At 62.7% G+C, this 16,615-nt stretch carries 17 protein-coding genes; 11 read left to right on the plus strand and 6 right to left on the minus strand.

Annotated features, from left to right (window positions below; translation table 11 throughout):
- Positions 1-19: 19 nt before the first annotated feature.
- Positions 20-1,054, minus strand: a complete 1,035-nt coding sequence (locus tag LXM94_RS18995; RefSeq protein WP_235773033.1) for a LacI family DNA-binding transcriptional regulator — start codon at positions 1,052-1,054, stop codon at positions 20-22.
- Positions 1,055-1,588: 534 nt separating this feature from the next.
- On the opposite strand from LXM94_RS18995, the gene LXM94_RS19000 reads away from it, so the two are divergent.
- The 11 genes from LXM94_RS19000 to LXM94_RS19050 all read left to right on the plus strand — a co-directional run bounded on the left by LXM94_RS19000 (position 1,589) and on the right by LXM94_RS19050 (position 12,297).
- A complete protein-coding gene (locus LXM94_RS19000) occupies positions 1,589-2,836 on the plus strand; it encodes an ABC transporter substrate-binding protein (protein ID WP_235773034.1) in 1,248 nt (415 codons plus the stop codon).
- Between the two features lie 88 nt (positions 2,837-2,924).
- The gene (locus tag LXM94_RS19005; RefSeq protein ID WP_235773035.1) at positions 2,925-3,854 is read left to right on the plus strand and encodes a carbohydrate ABC transporter permease; all 930 of its coding nucleotides are present in this window, start codon (positions 2,925-2,927) and stop codon (positions 3,852-3,854) included.
- Positions 3,855-3,860: 6 nt separating this feature from the next.
- Positions 3,861-4,706, plus strand: a complete 846-nt coding sequence (locus LXM94_RS19010) for a carbohydrate ABC transporter permease (RefSeq protein WP_235773036.1) — start codon at positions 3,861-3,863, stop codon at positions 4,704-4,706.
- Between the two features lie 321 nt (positions 4,707-5,027).
- Positions 5,028-5,714, plus strand: a complete 687-nt coding sequence (locus LXM94_RS19015) for a GntR family transcriptional regulator (protein WP_235773037.1) — start codon at positions 5,028-5,030, stop codon at positions 5,712-5,714.
- A gap of 2 nt (positions 5,715-5,716) precedes the next feature.
- Complete coding sequence (locus tag LXM94_RS19020; protein WP_235773038.1) at positions 5,717-6,580, plus strand: isocitrate lyase/PEP mutase family protein; 864 nt, start codon at positions 5,717-5,719, stop codon at positions 6,578-6,580.
- Positions 6,577-7,302, plus strand: a complete 726-nt coding sequence (locus LXM94_RS19025; RefSeq protein ID WP_235773039.1) for an SDR family NAD(P)-dependent oxidoreductase — start codon at positions 6,577-6,579, stop codon at positions 7,300-7,302. Before LXM94_RS19020 ends, LXM94_RS19025 begins: the two co-directional genes overlap by 4 nt.
- On the plus strand, positions 7,299-7,802 hold the full coding sequence (locus LXM94_RS19030) for a TRAP transporter small permease (RefSeq protein ID WP_235773040.1): 504 nt from the start codon (positions 7,299-7,301) through the stop codon (positions 7,800-7,802). The genes LXM94_RS19025 and LXM94_RS19030 overlap by 4 nt, the downstream gene beginning before the upstream one ends.
- Entirely contained in the window at positions 7,799-9,076 is a 1,278-nt protein-coding gene (locus tag LXM94_RS19035) for a TRAP transporter large permease (protein ID WP_235773041.1), read from the plus strand. The genes LXM94_RS19030 and LXM94_RS19035 overlap by 4 nt, the downstream gene beginning before the upstream one ends.
- Positions 9,077-9,131: 55 nt before the next feature.
- Positions 9,132-10,148 carry a DctP family TRAP transporter solute-binding subunit gene (locus LXM94_RS19040; protein WP_235773042.1) on the plus strand — a complete coding sequence of 339 codons (1,017 nt, stop codon included), beginning with the start codon at positions 9,132-9,134 and terminating at the stop codon, positions 10,146-10,148.
- Between the two features lie 57 nt (positions 10,149-10,205).
- On the plus strand, positions 10,206-11,624 hold the full coding sequence (locus LXM94_RS19045) for an FAD-binding oxidoreductase (protein ID WP_235773043.1): 1,419 nt from the start codon (positions 10,206-10,208) through the stop codon (positions 11,622-11,624).
- Positions 11,625-11,640: 16 nt separating this feature from the next.
- Positions 11,641-12,297 (plus strand): HpcH/HpaI aldolase family protein, encoded by a 657-nt coding sequence (locus LXM94_RS19050; RefSeq protein ID WP_235773044.1) that lies wholly within the window; start codon positions 11,641-11,643, stop codon positions 12,295-12,297.
- A gap of 328 nt (positions 12,298-12,625) precedes the next feature.
- Here LXM94_RS19050 and LXM94_RS19055 read toward each other — a convergent pair whose 3' ends face one another.
- From LXM94_RS19055 to LXM94_RS19075, 5 genes are all read right to left on the minus strand, one after another.
- The gene (locus LXM94_RS19055) at positions 12,626-13,867 is read right to left on the minus strand and encodes a Zn-dependent hydrolase (RefSeq protein ID WP_235773045.1); all 1,242 of its coding nucleotides are present in this window, start codon (positions 13,865-13,867) and stop codon (positions 12,626-12,628) included.
- The gene (locus LXM94_RS19060; protein ID WP_235773046.1) at positions 13,864-14,697 is read right to left on the minus strand and encodes a BtpA/SgcQ family protein; all 834 of its coding nucleotides are present in this window, start codon (positions 14,695-14,697) and stop codon (positions 13,864-13,866) included. Before LXM94_RS19060 ends, LXM94_RS19055 begins: the two co-directional genes overlap by 4 nt.
- A gap of 5 nt (positions 14,698-14,702) precedes the next feature.
- The gene (locus LXM94_RS19065; protein WP_235773047.1) at positions 14,703-15,608 is read right to left on the minus strand and encodes a ribokinase; all 906 of its coding nucleotides are present in this window, start codon (positions 15,606-15,608) and stop codon (positions 14,703-14,705) included.
- A 20-nt stretch (positions 15,609-15,628) separates the two neighbouring features.
- Entirely contained in the window at positions 15,629-16,393 is a 765-nt protein-coding gene (locus LXM94_RS19070; RefSeq protein ID WP_235773048.1) for a glutamine amidotransferase, read from the minus strand.
- Positions 16,390-16,615: phosphotriesterase family protein (locus LXM94_RS19075; protein WP_456239089.1), on the minus strand; the 226-nt coding region annotated here is incomplete at its 5' end. The genes LXM94_RS19075 and LXM94_RS19070, both read right to left, overlap by 4 nt.

The following is a 16,615-nucleotide window of genomic DNA, read 5'->3' on the forward strand; positions in this document are numbered from 1 at the left end:
CACGCGACCTCGGACAATGTCAGGCCGACTCGCGCATCACGAGGGTTGCCTCGAGAATAACCCTGTGCGCCGCGACCTTCCGGTCGGCAGCGTCCTCCTCGATGCTGTTCAACAGGATTTCAACAGCCCTGGCCGCGATTTCCGGCGCGTTCTGAGCCATCGTCGTCAGCGACGGGCAGGTATAGCGGCTGAGCGGATGGTCATCGTGGCCGGCAATGCGCACGTCGCACGCCTCCGCGCGACCAATCTTCAGTCCCGAGGCAAAGGCCGCCGCCATCGCGCCGAACGCGAAGCGGTCGTTGGCGCACAACAGCGTCTTGCCCGGCAATCCGCCCTTCGCCAGAATCCGCTGCATCTGCTCGTAGCCCAACCGCTCGAACTCCCAGGAGGGGGGCGCGTCGCAATCGACGACGAGTGGCGAATGCCCCTCCCTGACCATCGTCGCGCGATAGCTTGCCGTCCGCTCTTCGGCATTCTCCAGCATGTGTGGAACATCGAGGAAGACCGGCGCCTCACCGGACCGGCAGAGGTATTGAACGATCGCGGCGACACTTTGCGCATTGTCGTTCCCGACGAACGGAAGATCGAAGGCCGACGGACTGTCGAAGCATACGACAGGAATCGCGTCGGTCAGTCTTTCCAGGGCCGAACGACGCGAACCGGGCCCAAGAGGCGCAACGATGGCACCGGCGACCTTGAGAGACAAGAGGGTTCGGACAGCTTCTTCCTCCAGTTCCGGCCGCGTGTGCGACGAAAGCTGCACGGGCCAGAAACCCTTGGCGCGCAACTCGAGTTCGATCAGCGACACGACCTGAACGTAGAAGGGATCCGACATGCTCGGCACGAGGATGCCGATATTCTTGGTGCGCTTGCGGTTGAGGTGGCGCGCAAAGAGGTTGGGCTCAAAGTTCGACTTCTTGAGCGCTGCCTCGATGCGTTTTCGGGTCACGTCCTTGACCTGCGTCGGGTCGTCGAAATATTTCGACAGGGTCGGACGCGAAACGCCGCAGGCGACCGCGAAGTCGTCCATGGATTTGTAGGTTTTCTTGGCCATTCAATTCCTTACTGCCCTGCGGAACGTCGCGCCAACGACTGAAATCTTTGTTGCGCGCATACGAGACATCGGATCATGCGCGAAATTGCGCAAGAGATAAACGCACCCCTTGGTCGGGGCAATACGCCGCCCGCGTGGCATTGCGGGGTATGATCCGCCCCCATGTCGGAGCCCTCGTCTATACCGCCCATATCCCAACCGGATTGCAGAATCCCCTTCCTTACCCGGCGAACGCCCGTCTCCATCACCCGGGAACGTCCGGCAGGGAATTCGGATTTGATCGCCGACCTTTCATTTATTTACGAAAGTAAAGAAAAAATGCGTCACAGGCAACACAAATGACGCAAAAAATTTTTCGCGCGCAAAATTTTTTTATCATTTATAATCATAAGTTTAAGAAGAATAATGTGGAAAAATTGGCCGCCGACGCACACTTTGCCAATGGCTCGCCGTTGACATGGAGGGCCACCAGGAACCTACTTTCAAAACGATCTGGGGAGGATCGATCACCTGCAAGTCTAATGGGAGGTAGATATGAATTTCAGACAATTCAGCAATACGATGCGGGCCGCCGTGGCTGCCTGGGCACTCTGCGCCACGTCGGCATACGCCGATACCACGATCGAATTCATCCAGTGGTGGGAACCCGAAATGCCCGCCGGCGCGCTGCGCGGCATCATTGACGATTTCGAGGCGAAAAATCCCGGCATCAAGGTCACGCTGGTCAGCGGCCCCTATGCCACGACACGGGATCAGATCGTCGTCGGCGCGGCATCCGGCACGCTCAGCGACGTGGTGGGCCTCGACGGCGCATGGGTCAACGGCCTCTCCAAGCAGGGCGCCATCGCATCGATGGACGAACTGATGGAGAAAGCAAACTATGACAAGAGCCAGATCGCCGACATCGTCAAGGTCGACGGCAAGAGTGTCATGTTTCCGCTCGCGTCCTTCGTCTACCCGGTCTTCGTGAACATGGACCTCGCCAAGGCTGCAGGCGTCGACAAGATGCCGTCCACGCGCGGCGAATTCACCGAAGCGGCGATGAAGATGACCGACGCCTCCAAGAACCAGTACGGCTGGGTGCTGCCGCTGTCGCTGCAATCGCCGAGCGGCATTCAGAACGACGTGATGTCGTGGGTCTGGGCCTCGGGCGCCTCGATGATGAAGGATGGAAAGCCGGATCTCGAAAACGACTCCGTGGTCGGCACACTCGAATATATCGCGTCGCTGAACAAGGCAGGCGTGATCTCGCCCGGCATCTTCGCGAAAAAGGAACAGGACAAGGTCGAGGAGTTCGTCAACGGCCGCGTCGGCATGATGGTCGACTCACTTGCCCACGTGAACCTCATCCGCGAGCGCAATCCGAACCTGAATTTCGGCATCTCCGCCCTGCCGGCGGCCGACGGTTACACCGGCAAGCGCGGCATGCCCTATGCGTCCTGGGGCATCGGCATCAGCGAAGGCAGCGAGCATAAGGAAGAAGCCTGGAAGCTGGTCGAATACCTGATGAGCCCGGAAGTAAACAGCCGCCTCGTCTCGATCGCCAATGCCTTCCCCGGCAACGTCCACGCGAAGCCTGACTTCGTCGCTTCCGACCCGATCTTCGCGGAAGCCTTCAAAATCTATCAGAGCGGCTATCCGGCAAACGAATTTGTCGGCCTTCCGGTTGCCGAGGAGCTGATGCGCGACATGAATGTCGAAGTGCAGAAGATGTTCGATGGCGGTCAGAGCGCCAAGGACGCCGCGGTCAACACGCAGAAGGCCTGGCTGGCTAAGTTCTAGGGACCCGTCGCGTTCGCGGGCGCCGGCTGCGTCACCTCGCGCTGCCGGCGCCATTCGCAATGTTCCGCCTATTGGAAAGTCACGCCTCATGAACCGTTCCGCTCCGGCTCTGCTCGCCGCGCGGCCCAAGGCGCGCAGGGTCCGCTACACCACCCTGCGGAAACTGGTGCCGTATCTTTATGTGTCGCCGGCGGCGCTTCTCCTCATCCTGCTGATGCTCTTTCCCATGCTGATGGTTTTGCGCTACTCGCTGATGGATGGCGCCATCATGACGAAGGACGCCGCCTTCGCCGGACTCCAGAACTACATCACCGTCTTTGAGAACCCGGTCTTCTGGCAGTCGGTCGGCCAGACACTCTACTTCACCGTCATGAGCGTGGTTTTCCACTTCATCATCGGTCTCGCCTTCGCGCTGCTGCTGAACACCAATCGCGTCGATCCACTTGTCCGAAGCGTTCTGCGCGTTCTCTTCATCCTGCCATGGCTGTTCACGGCGGTCATCATCGCCATCATCTGGCGCCTGCTGCTCGACCCGAACGGAGTCGTCAACAGCGTGTTGATGGCGCTCCATATCATCGACTTCAAGGTGGAATGGTTCTCCTCGACCAGCACCGCCATCCATGCCCTGACCTTCGCGAACATCTGGGCCGGATATCCGCTCTATATGGTCAGCCTTCTTGCCGGCCTTCAGGGTATTCCGAAGGAACTCTACGAGGCGGCCGGCATCGATGGCGCCAACGAGGTCGAAAAATTCTGGTACATCACCATTCCGCAGCTGATGCCGATCATCATCAGCATAGCGCTCCTCGATTTCATCTGGACGATGCAGGTCTTCCCGCTCGTGTGGATGACGACCGGCGGCGGCCCGATCTATTCGACCGAAATGCTGTCCACCTTCACCTACAAGCTCGCCTTCTCCCAGTATGAGTTCTCCCTGGCCTCTGCCAGCGCGATCATCATTCTCATCATCTCGATGAGCGTCACCTACTTCTACATCAAACATCAGCAGCGCAGGTAATCGGCCGTGGCAAAGCGTTCGTTCAAACATTCCATCCTGCCGACCATCCTCACCTATATCGGGCTTACCGTCGGCCTGGTCTTCGCCGCCTTTCCGATCGTGTGGATGTTCTTCAGCTCGTTGAAGTCGAACACCGAGATCTTCGCCCTGCCCCCACGGCTCCTGCCGGACGATTTCACGATCTCGGCCTACCTGACGATCTTCAACGATCCGGTGAAGGTCCGCTTTTTCATCAACAGCTACTTCGTCGCCGGCGTGGTAACGGTTCTGACGCTTGTCGTCGCAATCCTGGCGGCCTACGGATTCAGCCGCTTTCGGTTCCGCTTCAAGAACACGCTGAACATCTTCATCATCAGCACGCAGACGGTGCCGCCCATCACGCTTCTCATTCCCTATTTCGGAATGGTGGTCGCCTTCCGGATCTTCGACACCTACCTGGCGCTGATCCTGACCTACATGGTCTTCACCCTGCCCTACGCCATTCTCCTGATGACGGGCTATCTGAACACGCTTCCAAAGGAACTCGACGAAGCGGTCCTCGTCGACGGCGGCTCCAGCTGGACGGCGCTCTGGCGGGTGATCGTCCCGGTCTCGATACCCGGCATCGTGGCGACAGCGGTCTACACCTTCCTGCTTGCCTGGAACGAGTTCCTCTTCGCGCTCACGCTCACCAAGTCGATGGATCTGCGAACGGTGCCGATCGGCATCCAGCTCCTCATGGGGCAGCATGCCTTCGAGTGGAACGAGATGATGGCGATGAGCGTGCTCGGATCGCTTCCGCTGCTGGTGCTCTACCTGGTCGCCCAGCGCTACTTCCTGGCCGGCATGACGGCGGGTTCGGTCAAGAGCTGACCGCACCTCTCGGCGCGGGAACGGCCGGGCCGACAGGCCGCAACCCTTCAGCAATGACGGCAGATTGTCCGATAAGCACATGGCTCGCCACGGCGCGAAGACGCGGCACGAGTCTCATAGATGGACGGGCTCGCGGTAGGACTTCGTTCTGCGCGCGCGGTCGCCGGTGCCCAGCCGGAAGGCCCATTTTTACAACTCTGCTGGCAAGCACGTTTCATTCGTCTGCCGACGCGAACCCGATGCCCGCGGAGGCGGATCGACAAAAAGCTTGACTAGTATGTTACACGTTACGTATTACATGGCAGAGGGATGGAGGACAGGATGGAAACGGCAACGCCGCTGCGCATCGCGCACCCGCAGGCGCTTGCGACGCTCGTCACCGAGCGTTTGCGACAAGCGATCATCGACGGCGAGTTTCATCTCGGGGAAAGCCTGTCGGAGGACCGGTTGGCAGTCCTGTTCGGCGTCAGCCGCAGTCCCGTCCGCGAGGCACTGAAGACGCTGGAATTTGCCGGCCTGGTCGAAGTTCGCCCCAAACGCGGCAGCTTCATTTTCGACCCGTCCATCGAAGACGTCGAAGAACTTTGCGAGTTCCGCCTGATTGCGGAGACGCAGGCCTGCATTCTTTCCATGCGTCGCGCGCCGGACGCTTTTCTGACGACCTTGGACAGCATCGTCGATGCCATGCAGGCGGCACTGGAGAGCGGTGACGATCGCGGTTATGGGCGCGCCGATACTGCCTACCACAAGTGCTTTTTCGGCTACTGCGGCAATCGCCTGGTCCAGGATGCGTATCAGCTCGCCGAGGCGCGGATTGCCACCATCCGGACCCTGCTGACGGCGCCGAACAAGGAACAGCGCGAACTGAGCTTTTCAGAGCATCGCATGATTGCCGAATCCCTGCGCCGGCGAGACTGGCCCCGCTTCAACGAACTGATGGCGGAGCATGTCGGGCGCACGCTTCGCGGCGTCCGCACGATTCTTTCCGTCGCACCGAGCAAGGAATAGCCATGAAGGATGGCGCTTCAATATTGCGCGGCCTGCTTCGCCAGGGCGACCTTGTGGCGGCACCGGGCGCGCCTGACGCCTTTACGGCGCGGCTCGTGGCCCTGGCAGGCTTTCCGGCCGTCTACATGACCGGCTTCGGCGCCACCGCCATGCGGCTCGGACAGCCGGACATCGGCCTGCTTACCCTTTCCGAAATGGCCGAACAGGCGCGCAACACGGTCCGCGCCGTCGACCTCCCGGTGATCGCCGATGCCGACACAGGCTACGGCGGCATCTCCAATATCAAGCGCACGGTCGAGGAGTATATCCAGGCCGGCGTCGCGGCCCTCCATCTGGAGGATCAGGTGGCGCCGAAGCGTTGCGGCCAACTCTCGGGCATCAGACTGATGGAACCGGCGGAATCGGCACTGCGGCTGAAGGCTGCCATCGAAGCCAGGGGCGCGCATCCCCTCGTCGTCATCGGGCGGACGGATGCCCTGCCGGCCATTGGCGCGGAGGCGGCAATCAACCGGGCGAAGCGCTATCAGGATGCCGGTGTCGATCTCGTCTTCGTCGACGGCATCAAGACCATCGCCGAGGTGGAAACAATCGCACGCGCACTTGACGGACCAAAGGTCGTGTCGATCGTCGACGGCAACGAGGCTTCCGCCCTCACGCATTCCAATCTTCAGGACATGGGCTTTTCCATCGTCCTCTATGCCGTCACCACGCTGTTTGCCGCCGCTCGTGCGGCGGCGGATGCGCTGGCGCACCTGAAGTCGGCCGGAACGCCGGCCGGAGGTCCCGCCGTCATGAGTTATGCCGATTTCTCGACGGTCGTCGGCCTCGGCGAACACCGGACGCTTGACGACAGGTTCGGCGCATGACCGGGGCGTGCGTGCTCATTACCGGCGGGGCGCGCGGCATCGGGTTCGCCATCGCACGGAATGTCGTCAGCCGTGGTGACCGCGTCATTCTCTTCGATGCGGATGCCGCAGCTCTCGACGCCGCCCTTCATACTCTCGGCACGTCGGCCCGCGGTTCCGCAATCGACGTCTCCGACGCCGCGGCCATCAAGGCGGCAACGGCGGAACACGCCGGCGACTGGACGCCCACCCATCTCGTCAACAATGCGGGCATTCTCGGAAGGAAGATGGCATTCGACCAGATGGATGCAGACGAAGTCGATCGGGTGCTTTCGGTCAACCTCCGTGGCCTGCTCCTTGCGACGTCCGCCTTTCTCGCGACACGCCGTGCCCACCCTTCCGCTGCCATTGTCAACATGTCGTCGATCGCAGGCTTCAACGGCGGCGCCCCCGGTCTTTCGGTCTATGGCGCAACCAAGGGCGCCATACTGGCTTTGACGCGCGCCATGGCGCGCGATCTGGCGCCGGACATCCGGGTGAACGCGCTGGCGCCCGGCATCATCGAAACGGACATGCAGAAGGGTGTCTTCGCATCCGGGGCGGCCATGCGGGAGGTCGTGGCCGCCATTCCCCAGAAGAGGCTGGGGACACCGGGCGATGTGGCGGAAGCGGCGATCTGGCTGTTGTTCGGCGCGCCTTACAGCACGGGAGAAACGATCCGCATCTCGGGAGGACGGACTTGAAACAGACAATCGACCTATTCTTCAGGGGACTGGAATGGCTCCTGGTCCTGCTTCTGGCAGGCATGACCATCATGATCTTCGGCAATGTCGTTCTGCGCTACGGGTTCCAGTCCGGTATCGATATTTCGGAGGAGATGTCGCGCTTTTTCTTCGTCTGGCTGATCTTTCTCGGCTCCATCGCGGCCATGCGGCGCAACCTGCACATGGGCTTCGATCTTCTCGTCGTGTCCGTCGGCCCTCGCATCCGCAGGATCCTCCTCGCCATCGCCAACGCCCTCATACTCGCCTGCTGCCTGCTGATCCTCGTTGGTACGGTGACGCAGTGGAAGGTGAACGCCACCAACGTCGCGCCGGTCACCGGCCTGACGATGAGCTGGCTCTTCGGCGTTGCGTTGCCCATGAGCCTTTGCATCGGTTTCATGGCCGCCTGCCGGATGATCGCCTACATCACCGGTCGCATGACCGATCTGCCGGCGGTTGGCGGGGAGATCCACGAATGACTCTCGTCATCTTCCTCGTCACGCTTGCAGCAACCCTTGCCACGGGCGTGCCTGTGGCCTTCGCGCTTATCATCTGCGCCGTCGCCATGGGCTTCGCGCTCGACATGTTCGACACGCAGATCATCACCCAGCGCCTGGTTGTCGGTGCCAACAGCTTCGCCCTGCTCGCCATTCCTTTTTTCCTGCTGGCCGGGGAGCTCATGAATGCGGGTGGCATGTCCAAGCGCATCATCGCCTTCGCGATGGCCTTCGTCGGCCACCTTCGCGGGGGTCTCGGCGTCGTCGCGATCTTCGCCTCGATCATCCTGGCTTCGCTCTCCGGCTCTGCAGCGGCCGACACGGCGGCGCTCATCGCCATTCTCCTGCCGATGATGCGCGCCGCCGGACACGATGAAGCCCGCTCGGTGGGCTTGATGACATCCGGCGGCATCATCGCACCGATCATCCCGCCCTCGATCGCCTACATCATCCTCGGTGTCGCAACGAACCTTTCGATCAGCCAGCTCTTCATGGCCGGTATCGTACCAGGCATCATGATGGGCCTCGGTGCCCTCATTGCCTGGCTCATCGTCGCCCAGCGCGACAATGTCGCGCCCATACCGCGCCAGGGCTGGGGGCAGCGGCTGACGGCGACCCATCAGGCGCTGTGGTCGCTGGGCCTGCCGGTGATCATTCTCGGCGGCATTCGGTTCGGTGTGGTCACGCCGACGGAGGCGGCGGTGATTGCTGCGGTCTACGCACTGTTCGTCGGACTGTTCATCTACCGCGAATTGACCCTGCCGCAGTTGTTCGAGGCCTTCAGAAATGCAGCAATGACGACCTCTGTCGTCATGCTTCTGGCTGCAGCCGCGCTGGCGACGTCCTGGTTCATTTCGATCGCCGACCTGTCAGGCATCGTGCTCGACATTGTCGAGCCCCTGATCGACCATCCGAAGCTGCTGATGTTTGTCATCATGCTTCTGGTCCTCGCCGTCGGCACAGCGCTCGACATGGGCCCGACGATCCTGATCCTGGCGCCGGTCCTTCTGCCGGTGGTCACCGCCGCGGGCATCGATCCAATCTATTTCGGAGTCCTTTTCGTCATCAACAACGCGATCGGCCTCGTCACCCCGCCCGTCGGCATCGTGCTTTCGGTGGCGTCCGGCGTGTCCAAGGTCTCGATGCACCGCGTCATGGTGGGATCCCTGCCGTTCCTCGGCGCCCAGATCTTCGTCATGTTCCTGCTCGTTCTGTTTCCCGAGCTGGTTCTGACCCCGATGGCCTGGCTGCGCTGACGCAGGCAGGTCGATACGCACGCAACTTGTCTTTCAAAAGGGAGGAAATACAAAGATGAAACGTCATATCGCCATGCTTGCGGTCTCCGCGCTCACGCTCGCAGCCGCCCTGTCGGCCGCACCCGCGAATGCGGAGCTGCGCAACAGAACCTTCAAGGTCTCAAACGGCGCCGCCGAGGATCATCCGGTATCCGCCGGCGTCAAGGGCATGTCGGCCTGCATGGAGAAGGCCTCCGACGGCAACATGAAGCTCCGCGGCTTCTACAACGGCCAACTGGGCGATGATGCCGAAGCCACCCAGTCGGTCCGCTCGGGCTCACTCGAAATGGTCGTCACAGGTGCGGCCGCCATCGGCGGCATCGAACCGGCGATGAGCACCTTCGAGCTGCCCTTCCTCTTCGCCAATGACGCGGAAGTGGACGCCGTCATGACCGGCCCCTTCTTCGAACACGTCGCCGCGAAAATGCCGGCGCACGACCTCATCCTCCTGTCGATCTGGGAGAACGGCTTCCGCAACGCCACCAACTCCAAACACCCGATCAAGGCAGTGGCCGACTTCCAGGGTCTGAATTTCCGGGTGATGCAGAACAACATTTTCCTCGACACCTTCCGCCGGCTCGGTGCCAATCCGGTGCCCATGGCCTTTGGCGAAGTGTTCACCGCGCTCGAGACGAAGGCGGTCGATGGTCAGGAGAACCCGCTTCCGCTGATCCAGGCCAGCCGTTTCTACGAGGTGCAGAAATATCTGACGCTCACCCGCCATGCCTATTCGCCGACACCCGTGCTGATCTCGAAAATGGTGTGGGACGAGCTCAATGCCGACGAGCAGGCTCTTCTCAAGAGCTGCGCCGAGGAGGGCCGTGCCGCCCAGATCTCCCGTTCCCGCGAAGCCGTGAACGAGGCGCTGGAAGAGCTGAAATCCCACGGCATGGAAGTCTCGGAACTCTCGACTGAGGAAATGGGCAGATTGCGCGATGTCGTGGCGCCGGTCTACGAATCCGCCATTCCGATCGTCGGCCAGGAAAACTTCGATAAGCTGATGGCCGAATTGAAGGCCGTTCGCGGCCAATAGTCGAACATGCCCCCGCCGCGATCCGCGGCGGGGGTTTTCCCCTCTTCAGGTGCATTCATGGCTGACCTTTCCCCGATCCAAACCGCCTGTCTCGCCGCACTTGCGGCACATTTCCCGTCGGCCACGTACCTTGCCGGCGCCGATGTGCCCACCCGCAACGAGGCGGATACGAGTTTCCTGCCCCGCGTCAGGCCGATAGCGCTGGTCCGGCCGGACACGCCGGAAGGTGTGGCCGACGCCATGCGGATCTGCGCCGACCATGGTGTCGCGGTGGTCCCGCAAGGGGGGTTGACGGGACTGGCAGGCGGCGCCCATCCCATTGAAGGAGCGGTCGTTCTCTCGCTGGAGCGGCTTTCGGGCATAGAGGAAATCGATGCGGCCGCCGCGACCATGACCGTCAGGGCAGGCACACCGCTCGAAGTCATCCAGCAGGCCGCACTGGAGGCCGGCTTCTTCGTGCCGCTCGATCTCGGCGCACGCGGCAGTTGCCTGATTGGCGGCAATCTGGGCACGAATGCCGGGGGAAATCGTGTCATCCGCTATGGGATGGCGCGTGAAATGGTGCTGGGGCTAGAATATGTGCTGGCGGACGGCACCCTCGTCACCAGCCTCAACAAGATGATCAAGAACAATGCCGGCTATGACCTGAAACAACTCTTCATCGGCTCGGAAGGCACGCTCGGCATCATAACCCGTGCTGTTCTCCGTCTGCAGCCGCGTCCGGGCTGCACGCTTGCGGCGCTCTGCGGTGTCGGCAGCTACGAGCAGGTCGTCTCGCTGCTCGCCGCATCCCGCCGCGGTCTCGGTCCTCTCCTCTCCGCCTTCGAGGTCATGTGGCCGGACTATTGGAGGGAGGCGACGGAAACGGTCAAGGGCATTCGCAAACCGATCGAAGGCAGGCACGCCTTCTACGTGCTTCTCGAAGTCCAGGGCTTGTCGGAGGATGTCGACGGGCCGCGCTTCATGGAGTGGCTGGAAAGCCAGTTCGCGGCCGGCCTCATCGAGGACGCGGCGATCTCGCAAAGCATGGCCGATGTCGCGATGTTCTGGCGCACGCGCGACGCCGCCGGCGAGTTCCAGACCGTGCTGGGTCCGCATGTCGCCTTCGACATCGGCCTGCCCGTCGCCCGCATGGACGCGTTTGCCGATGTATGTCGCGCGCGCCTTGCGGAGGCCCTGCCCGGCATGCTGTCGGTCTATTACGGTCATATCGGCGACGGTAATATTCACATTGTCGCCCTGCAGCGAGGTGCGTCGCCGCAGCCGTCCGCCGAGATTTCGCGCATCGTCTACGAGACCGTGCGCGAATTCGATGGAACGATCTCGGCCGAACACGGGATCGGTACGGTCAAGAAGCCGTATCTTTCCTATACGCGCAGCGCCGGCGAACTCGCGCTCATGGCAACGCTCAAGAAGGCGCTCGATCCGCAGGGTATTCTCAATCCGGGCAAGGTCTTCGACCTGCCCCCCGCCTGAATTGGAGGCAATTCACATGAACCGCATCAAGCAACGCCTTCTCGCCGGGGAATTCGTTACCGGAGCCTGGTCGGAAATGGGCTCCCCCGACAACGCGGAGGCCATGGTCCGCAATGGCTGGCCGGTGATCCTGATCGATGGGGAGCACGGCATCGGCGACCTGGAGCAGTGGGTGGCCGTTGCCCGCGCGGTGGAAGCGGCCGGCGGCGACGTCATTCTGCGCGTGCCGCATGCCGAGCAATGGATGCTGAACCGGGCGCTTGATCGCGGCTTCCGCTCGATCCTCGTGCCACGCGTCAACTCCGCGCAGGAGGCGCGCGCGATCGCCGGCTTCTGCCGCTATCCGCCACACGGCAGCCGCGGATATGCCGCCCCCATCGTGCGCGCCTCCGGCTTCGGCGCCCGTTCCGGCTACGCCCTTGAGGAGGCCCATCATGAACTGCTGCTGATGATCCAGTGCGAACATGTCGACGCGGTGGAGAATATCGCAGAGATCGCGGCCGTCCCCGGCATCGATGCAATCTTCATCGGCCCCAACGACCTCTCCGGCTCGATCAGCCATCTGGAACGTATGCTGGAACCCGAGCCGCAGGCCCTGATCAAGAAGGTCGAGGCCGAGTGTGATCGCCAGGGCAGGATGCTTGCGACCATTCTCGGCGCCGGTCGTGACTAGAGCGATCTAAAGGCACTCGGCTACCGTCTCGTGATCGGGCCGAATGACGTATCGCTTATCGTCAATGGCGCAAGACAGGCGGCGCACGAGCGCGATGAACTGCTGCACGGCGTCGGCGCCACTTCAGAAAAGCCAGGGAAGAACGGTTATTGAAGGACCCGTGACGAGAGTCATCTGGTGGCCTTCCATGAACTGCGGCGCCCGCATATCGGCAGGGGCCGATGAAGGGCCGTGAAAGGAGCGAGCGCCGGACCTTGCAATTGCCGCGGACCGTGTTGCAGGCAAGGGAGTTCGCCGCCGAAGCGCGCGCAGGAAGCGCGCCCTGCATTCATGTTGAAAGCCTTTGGGCAACGCGAAGCAGAACTTGAGCGCCCAATACAATGTGGTCGTCGGCGACAAATTCAGCCTCATTGTGGCTGATACCTTTCCGACAGGGCACAAATATCATAGCGGAAGGCGACGCTTTACTGACGAAAAGCGCGTCATGGAATGCCCCGGAGATGATTCGGCGATTGCGGAGGCCAAGAGCCTGACACGCGCCCTCTATGGCCCCTATGACCGAGGGAGCGAACCGGGCGGGAGCCATGTTGGCGCGCGAAAGAATTGTCGGCTCGCAATCCCAGCGTGCGCCAGAGACCTTGCATTCCTCCCGTACGCGCTGCTCGATCGCAGCGAGGGCTGCGGCGTCAGGATGGCGGAAATCGATGGTGAATGAGACGCGGTTCGGGATGACGTTGATGGCACCTGGCTCGGCGGCAATGCGGCCGACCGTCAGCCGTGCATCCGGATCGGCGGGCATGACGCCGTCCTGGATACGCGCGATGGCGGCGGCCGCGGCGGCCATCGGATCCTTGCGGAATTCGAGCGGCGTGGTACCGGCATGAGCAGCCTCGCCGGAAAAGACGACTTCCAGCCATTTCGTGCCCTGCACCGCCGTGACGACGCCGATCGGCACATCCTCGCGCTCGAGGATGGGGCCTTGCTCGATATGCAGTTCGACGAAGGCAGAAATGGCGTGCCCGATAGGCCGCAGCTTGGCTTCAGGAAGAGCTTGCAGCGTCGCCGCCAGTTCATCGGCGAGGAGCGCGCCGTCCGTCGCGGCCGATCCGTGCCAATCGGCGATATTTCCCGCGCCGGCGAAGGCCATGGAGCCCATGCATCCCGGCGAAAAGCGACTTCCCTCCTCATTGGTGAAGGCGACGACCTCGATGGCGCGATCCGTCTCGATGCCGGCATCGGCGAGCGCTTCCAAGGCCTCGAAGGCACTGAGCGTGCCGAGCGCACCGTCGAAGCGGCCACCGGTGGGCTGGCTGTCGAGGTGGCTGCCGATAAGGAGCGGCGGAAGCGCCGTGTTCCGCCCCTCGCGGCGAAGGAAGAGGTTGGCGGCTTCATCCTGAAAGACGCTGAAACCGCGGGCGAGCGCACGTTCGGCCAGCAGTCGACGGGCGGCGCGGTCTTCGGCGGTCAAGGCCTGCCGGTTGACGCCGCCGGCGGGCGTTGCGCCGATCGCCGCGAAATCGGCGACGGATTGCAGAAGGCGCGGGCCGTTGACCTCCGCCCGCACGTTCATCGGCCGAGGCCTGCGATGAAGCGCTTCACGCGAGCCGGATCGACTGCATTCCACCAGACGCCGTCATATTTGAGGGCGCTCGCGATGATCACGCCGTCGGCAACGGAGAGAATGTCGTTTGCGTTGTCATGGGTAACGCCGCTGCCGACCAGCGTCGGCAGCGAGGCCGCCTCCTTGATCATGCGGATATAGCCGAGATCAGCAGCGTGGCCGGTGCGCTGACCGGTGGCGATGACCACGTCGGCGTCGAAGAACACGAGGTCTTTCACCTGCTCCTCCACCGGCCGGTCGGCGACGATGGCATGTGCACCATGCTTGACATGGGCGTCGGCGAAGATGCGGACACCGCGGGCGCGCAGCTGCGCGCGATAGCGCATCGCGCGGGCGGCTTCGCCCTCGATAAAACCTTCGTTGGCGACATAGGCATTGGCCCATTGGTTGACGCGGATGAAGGAGGCCGAGGAGGCCGAGGCGATGGCGAGCGCTGGGATCGCCGCATTGGCGAGCACGTTAATGCCGATCGGCCGGCCGAATTCGCGGCGGATGCGATCGGCGATGACAGCCATGTGGGCAGGGGTTTCGTGGCCGATCTGTTCCGGCTTGGCAAAAGGCACGTCGCCATGGTTCTCGACGATCAGGGCGTCGCAGCCGCCGGAGAGATAGGCGCGCGCGTCCAAAAGGCCACGCTCGTAGATCGCTTCCACACCCTCGCCATCATAGCGCGGCGCTCCGGGAAGCGGCATGAGGTGTACAACGCCGATCACGGGCTTGTTGCGCCCGAAAAGCGTCTTCAGTGTATCGTTTTCCTGCCGTCCGATGGGGTTGCTCATGGCAATCACATATCCAGTTTCAATGTCTCGGTCAGGGCGGAAAGCTCCGCCCGAGTCGGGAAGGAAGCGAGCGTGCCGGGGCGCCCGACCGCAATGCCCGCCGCCTGCGTCGCAAGTTTTGCGGCCTTGCGCAGCGACGACCCCTGGGCGACAAGCCCGGCGAGCGTGCCGGCGAAGCAATCACCGGCCCCGCTGGCGTCCACGGCCTCGACCTCTTCCGATGGAATGCGAAAGCCCGCGCAGGACTCTTCGAGAAGCAAAACGCCTGCCGAGCCGAGGGTGACGATGACGCTTCCAGCCCCCATTGCGAGCAGCCGGCGCGCCGCGCATTCGGCATCGGCCTCGCCCGTCATCGCCTCGGCCTCCGGCCGGTTGACGACGAGGAGCGAAACCGTCGTCAGATCGAGCGGCTCCGTGGGAAGCGGGCTCGGATTGAGGACGGTGACAAGCCCCGCCTCCCTCGCGGCCCTGACGCAAGCCGCCGTCACTGCCGAGCCAAGGTTTCCCTGCATCAGCAGCATGTCACCGGACCGCCATGTTTCCCCGAGCATGGTCATGGCGAGCGGATCGAAAGCCTGCGCGCAGTCTGCCGCCGTAACGATGACGTTTTCGCCGAACCGGTCGACCATGACCACCGATCGATCGCACAACAGATCGAGGTGGCACAGCCGGAGCACCGGGGCTTCGGTGGCAAGCACCCGCTCAATCCATTCGCTTGCCGCATCCTTGCCCACCGCCGCCCACAAGGTGACCTCCGCCCCCGTGCGGCTCGCCGCGGCGGCCTGGTTCGCCCCCTTGCCGCCCGCGCCCTTGCCGGTCGCAAAGGCGTTCAGCGTTTCGCCCGGCTGCGGCAGCCGTTCAAGGCGAAAGCTCGTATCGACGCAAACATTGCCGACGACGTGAATGGTCATGGGCGTCTCCGAAGCTCTGGTCAGTCCGTCGCCCAGGCGAGCATCTGCTCGAACAGCGTCTTGTAGCCCGGCCAGGCGATGAATTCCGGCGGCAGCCAGTGCGGGCCGACGTCGGAGGTCCAGACCACCGTGCGGCCCTCGCCGTAGGTTCCGGTGACGAGCAGCGGCAACGAACCGTATTCGGAAGAAACCGTCATCAGCTGATTGGCACCGTCCTTCAGCGTCACCTCGTTGAAGCCGAGCAGGTAGGGCATCTCGCCAGAAAGACCGGCGAGGATCGGATGGGTGGCATCGCCGGAAACAACGGGCGTAAACCCTTCCGGCACTTCCACCCGATCGTCGACCGGCAGGCAGGCGACAGGCAGCACCTCCTCCACGGCGGTGTTGCGGAAGCGCGCGCCACCATTGATGCCCTGGAAGGAATAGTAGCCGCCGAACATCAGGAGCGCGCCGCCCTTGGAAACGTAGTCGCGCAGCAGCTTCAAGCGGTTCGGCGTGCGGCGGGAGTGGATCCAGGTGTCAGGATGCAAGAGCAGCGTGTTGGCGCCGATATCGGAGAGCACGATGGCGTCATAGGCCTGCAGGCCCTCCAGCGTGTTCGGAAACTCCTTCTGCGCCTCATGCGCCGGCATGAAGGTAACATCGAAGAGGCTGTCCTTCAGCGCCTTCAGCAGCTCGTCGGCGCCGGTGTGGTAGGTGACGGTCGGGAACTGGTCGAAACCCTTGATGTGGGTCGCGGTCGAAACCCAGGATTCGCCGGCGAGCAGCACTTTCTTCTTGGTCATCGGGACTCCTTGAACGACTGGCCGGCGGCAGGCTGCGCGGCGGAAAAAACGGATCTGGGATTGTCGATCAGCATGCGGTCGATCGCCGCCTGGTCGACGCCGTGCCGCTTCAGCCGCGGCAGGAAATGCTTGAGAATGTAGCCGTAGCCGAAGCCGCCATAGCGGGTGAGCATGATCTTGAGAAAGACATCCTGCGACAGCAGCAGTCGATCGCCGAAACCC

This window comes from Rhizobium alarense (assembly GCF_021555155.1).
GTDB classification, from domain to species: Bacteria; Pseudomonadota; Alphaproteobacteria; order Rhizobiales; family Rhizobiaceae; genus Rhizobium_D; species Rhizobium_D alarense.

Bases quoted from the DNA above. Each gene is read 5' to 3' on its own strand.
- LXM94_RS18995 (WP_235773033.1), bottom strand. From the start codon at position 1,054: ATGGCCAAGAAAACCTACAAATCCATGGACGACTTCGCGGTCGCCTGC.
- LXM94_RS19000 (WP_235773034.1), top strand. From the start codon at position 1,589: ATGAATTTCAGACAATTCAGCAATACGATGCGGGCCGCCGTGGCTGCC.
- LXM94_RS19005 (WP_235773035.1), top strand. From the start codon at position 2,925: ATGAACCGTTCCGCTCCGGCTCTGCTCGCCGCGCGGCCCAAGGCGCGC.
- LXM94_RS19015 (WP_235773037.1), top strand. From the start codon at position 5,028: ATGGAAACGGCAACGCCGCTGCGCATCGCGCACCCGCAGGCGCTTGCG.
- LXM94_RS19020 (WP_235773038.1), top strand. From the start codon at position 5,717: ATGAAGGATGGCGCTTCAATATTGCGCGGCCTGCTTCGCCAGGGCGAC.
- LXM94_RS19025 (WP_235773039.1), top strand. From the start codon at position 6,577: ATGACCGGGGCGTGCGTGCTCATTACCGGCGGGGCGCGCGGCATCGGG.
- LXM94_RS19035 (WP_235773041.1), top strand. From the start codon at position 7,799: ATGACTCTCGTCATCTTCCTCGTCACGCTTGCAGCAACCCTTGCCACG.
- LXM94_RS19040 (WP_235773042.1), top strand. From the start codon at position 9,132: ATGAAACGTCATATCGCCATGCTTGCGGTCTCCGCGCTCACGCTCGCA.
- LXM94_RS19045 (WP_235773043.1), top strand. From the start codon at position 10,206: ATGGCTGACCTTTCCCCGATCCAAACCGCCTGTCTCGCCGCACTTGCG.
- LXM94_RS19050 (WP_235773044.1), top strand. From the start codon at position 11,641: ATGAACCGCATCAAGCAACGCCTTCTCGCCGGGGAATTCGTTACCGGA.
- LXM94_RS19055 (WP_235773045.1), bottom strand. From the start codon at position 13,867: ATGAACGTGCGGGCGGAGGTCAACGGCCCGCGCCTTCTGCAATCCGTC.
- LXM94_RS19060 (WP_235773046.1), bottom strand. From the start codon at position 14,697: ATGAGCAACCCCATCGGACGGCAGGAAAACGATACACTGAAGACGCTT.
- LXM94_RS19065 (WP_235773047.1), bottom strand. From the start codon at position 15,608: ATGACCATTCACGTCGTCGGCAATGTTTGCGTCGATACGAGCTTTCGC.
- LXM94_RS19070 (WP_235773048.1), bottom strand. From the start codon at position 16,393: ATGACCAAGAAGAAAGTGCTGCTCGCCGGCGAATCCTGGGTTTCGACC.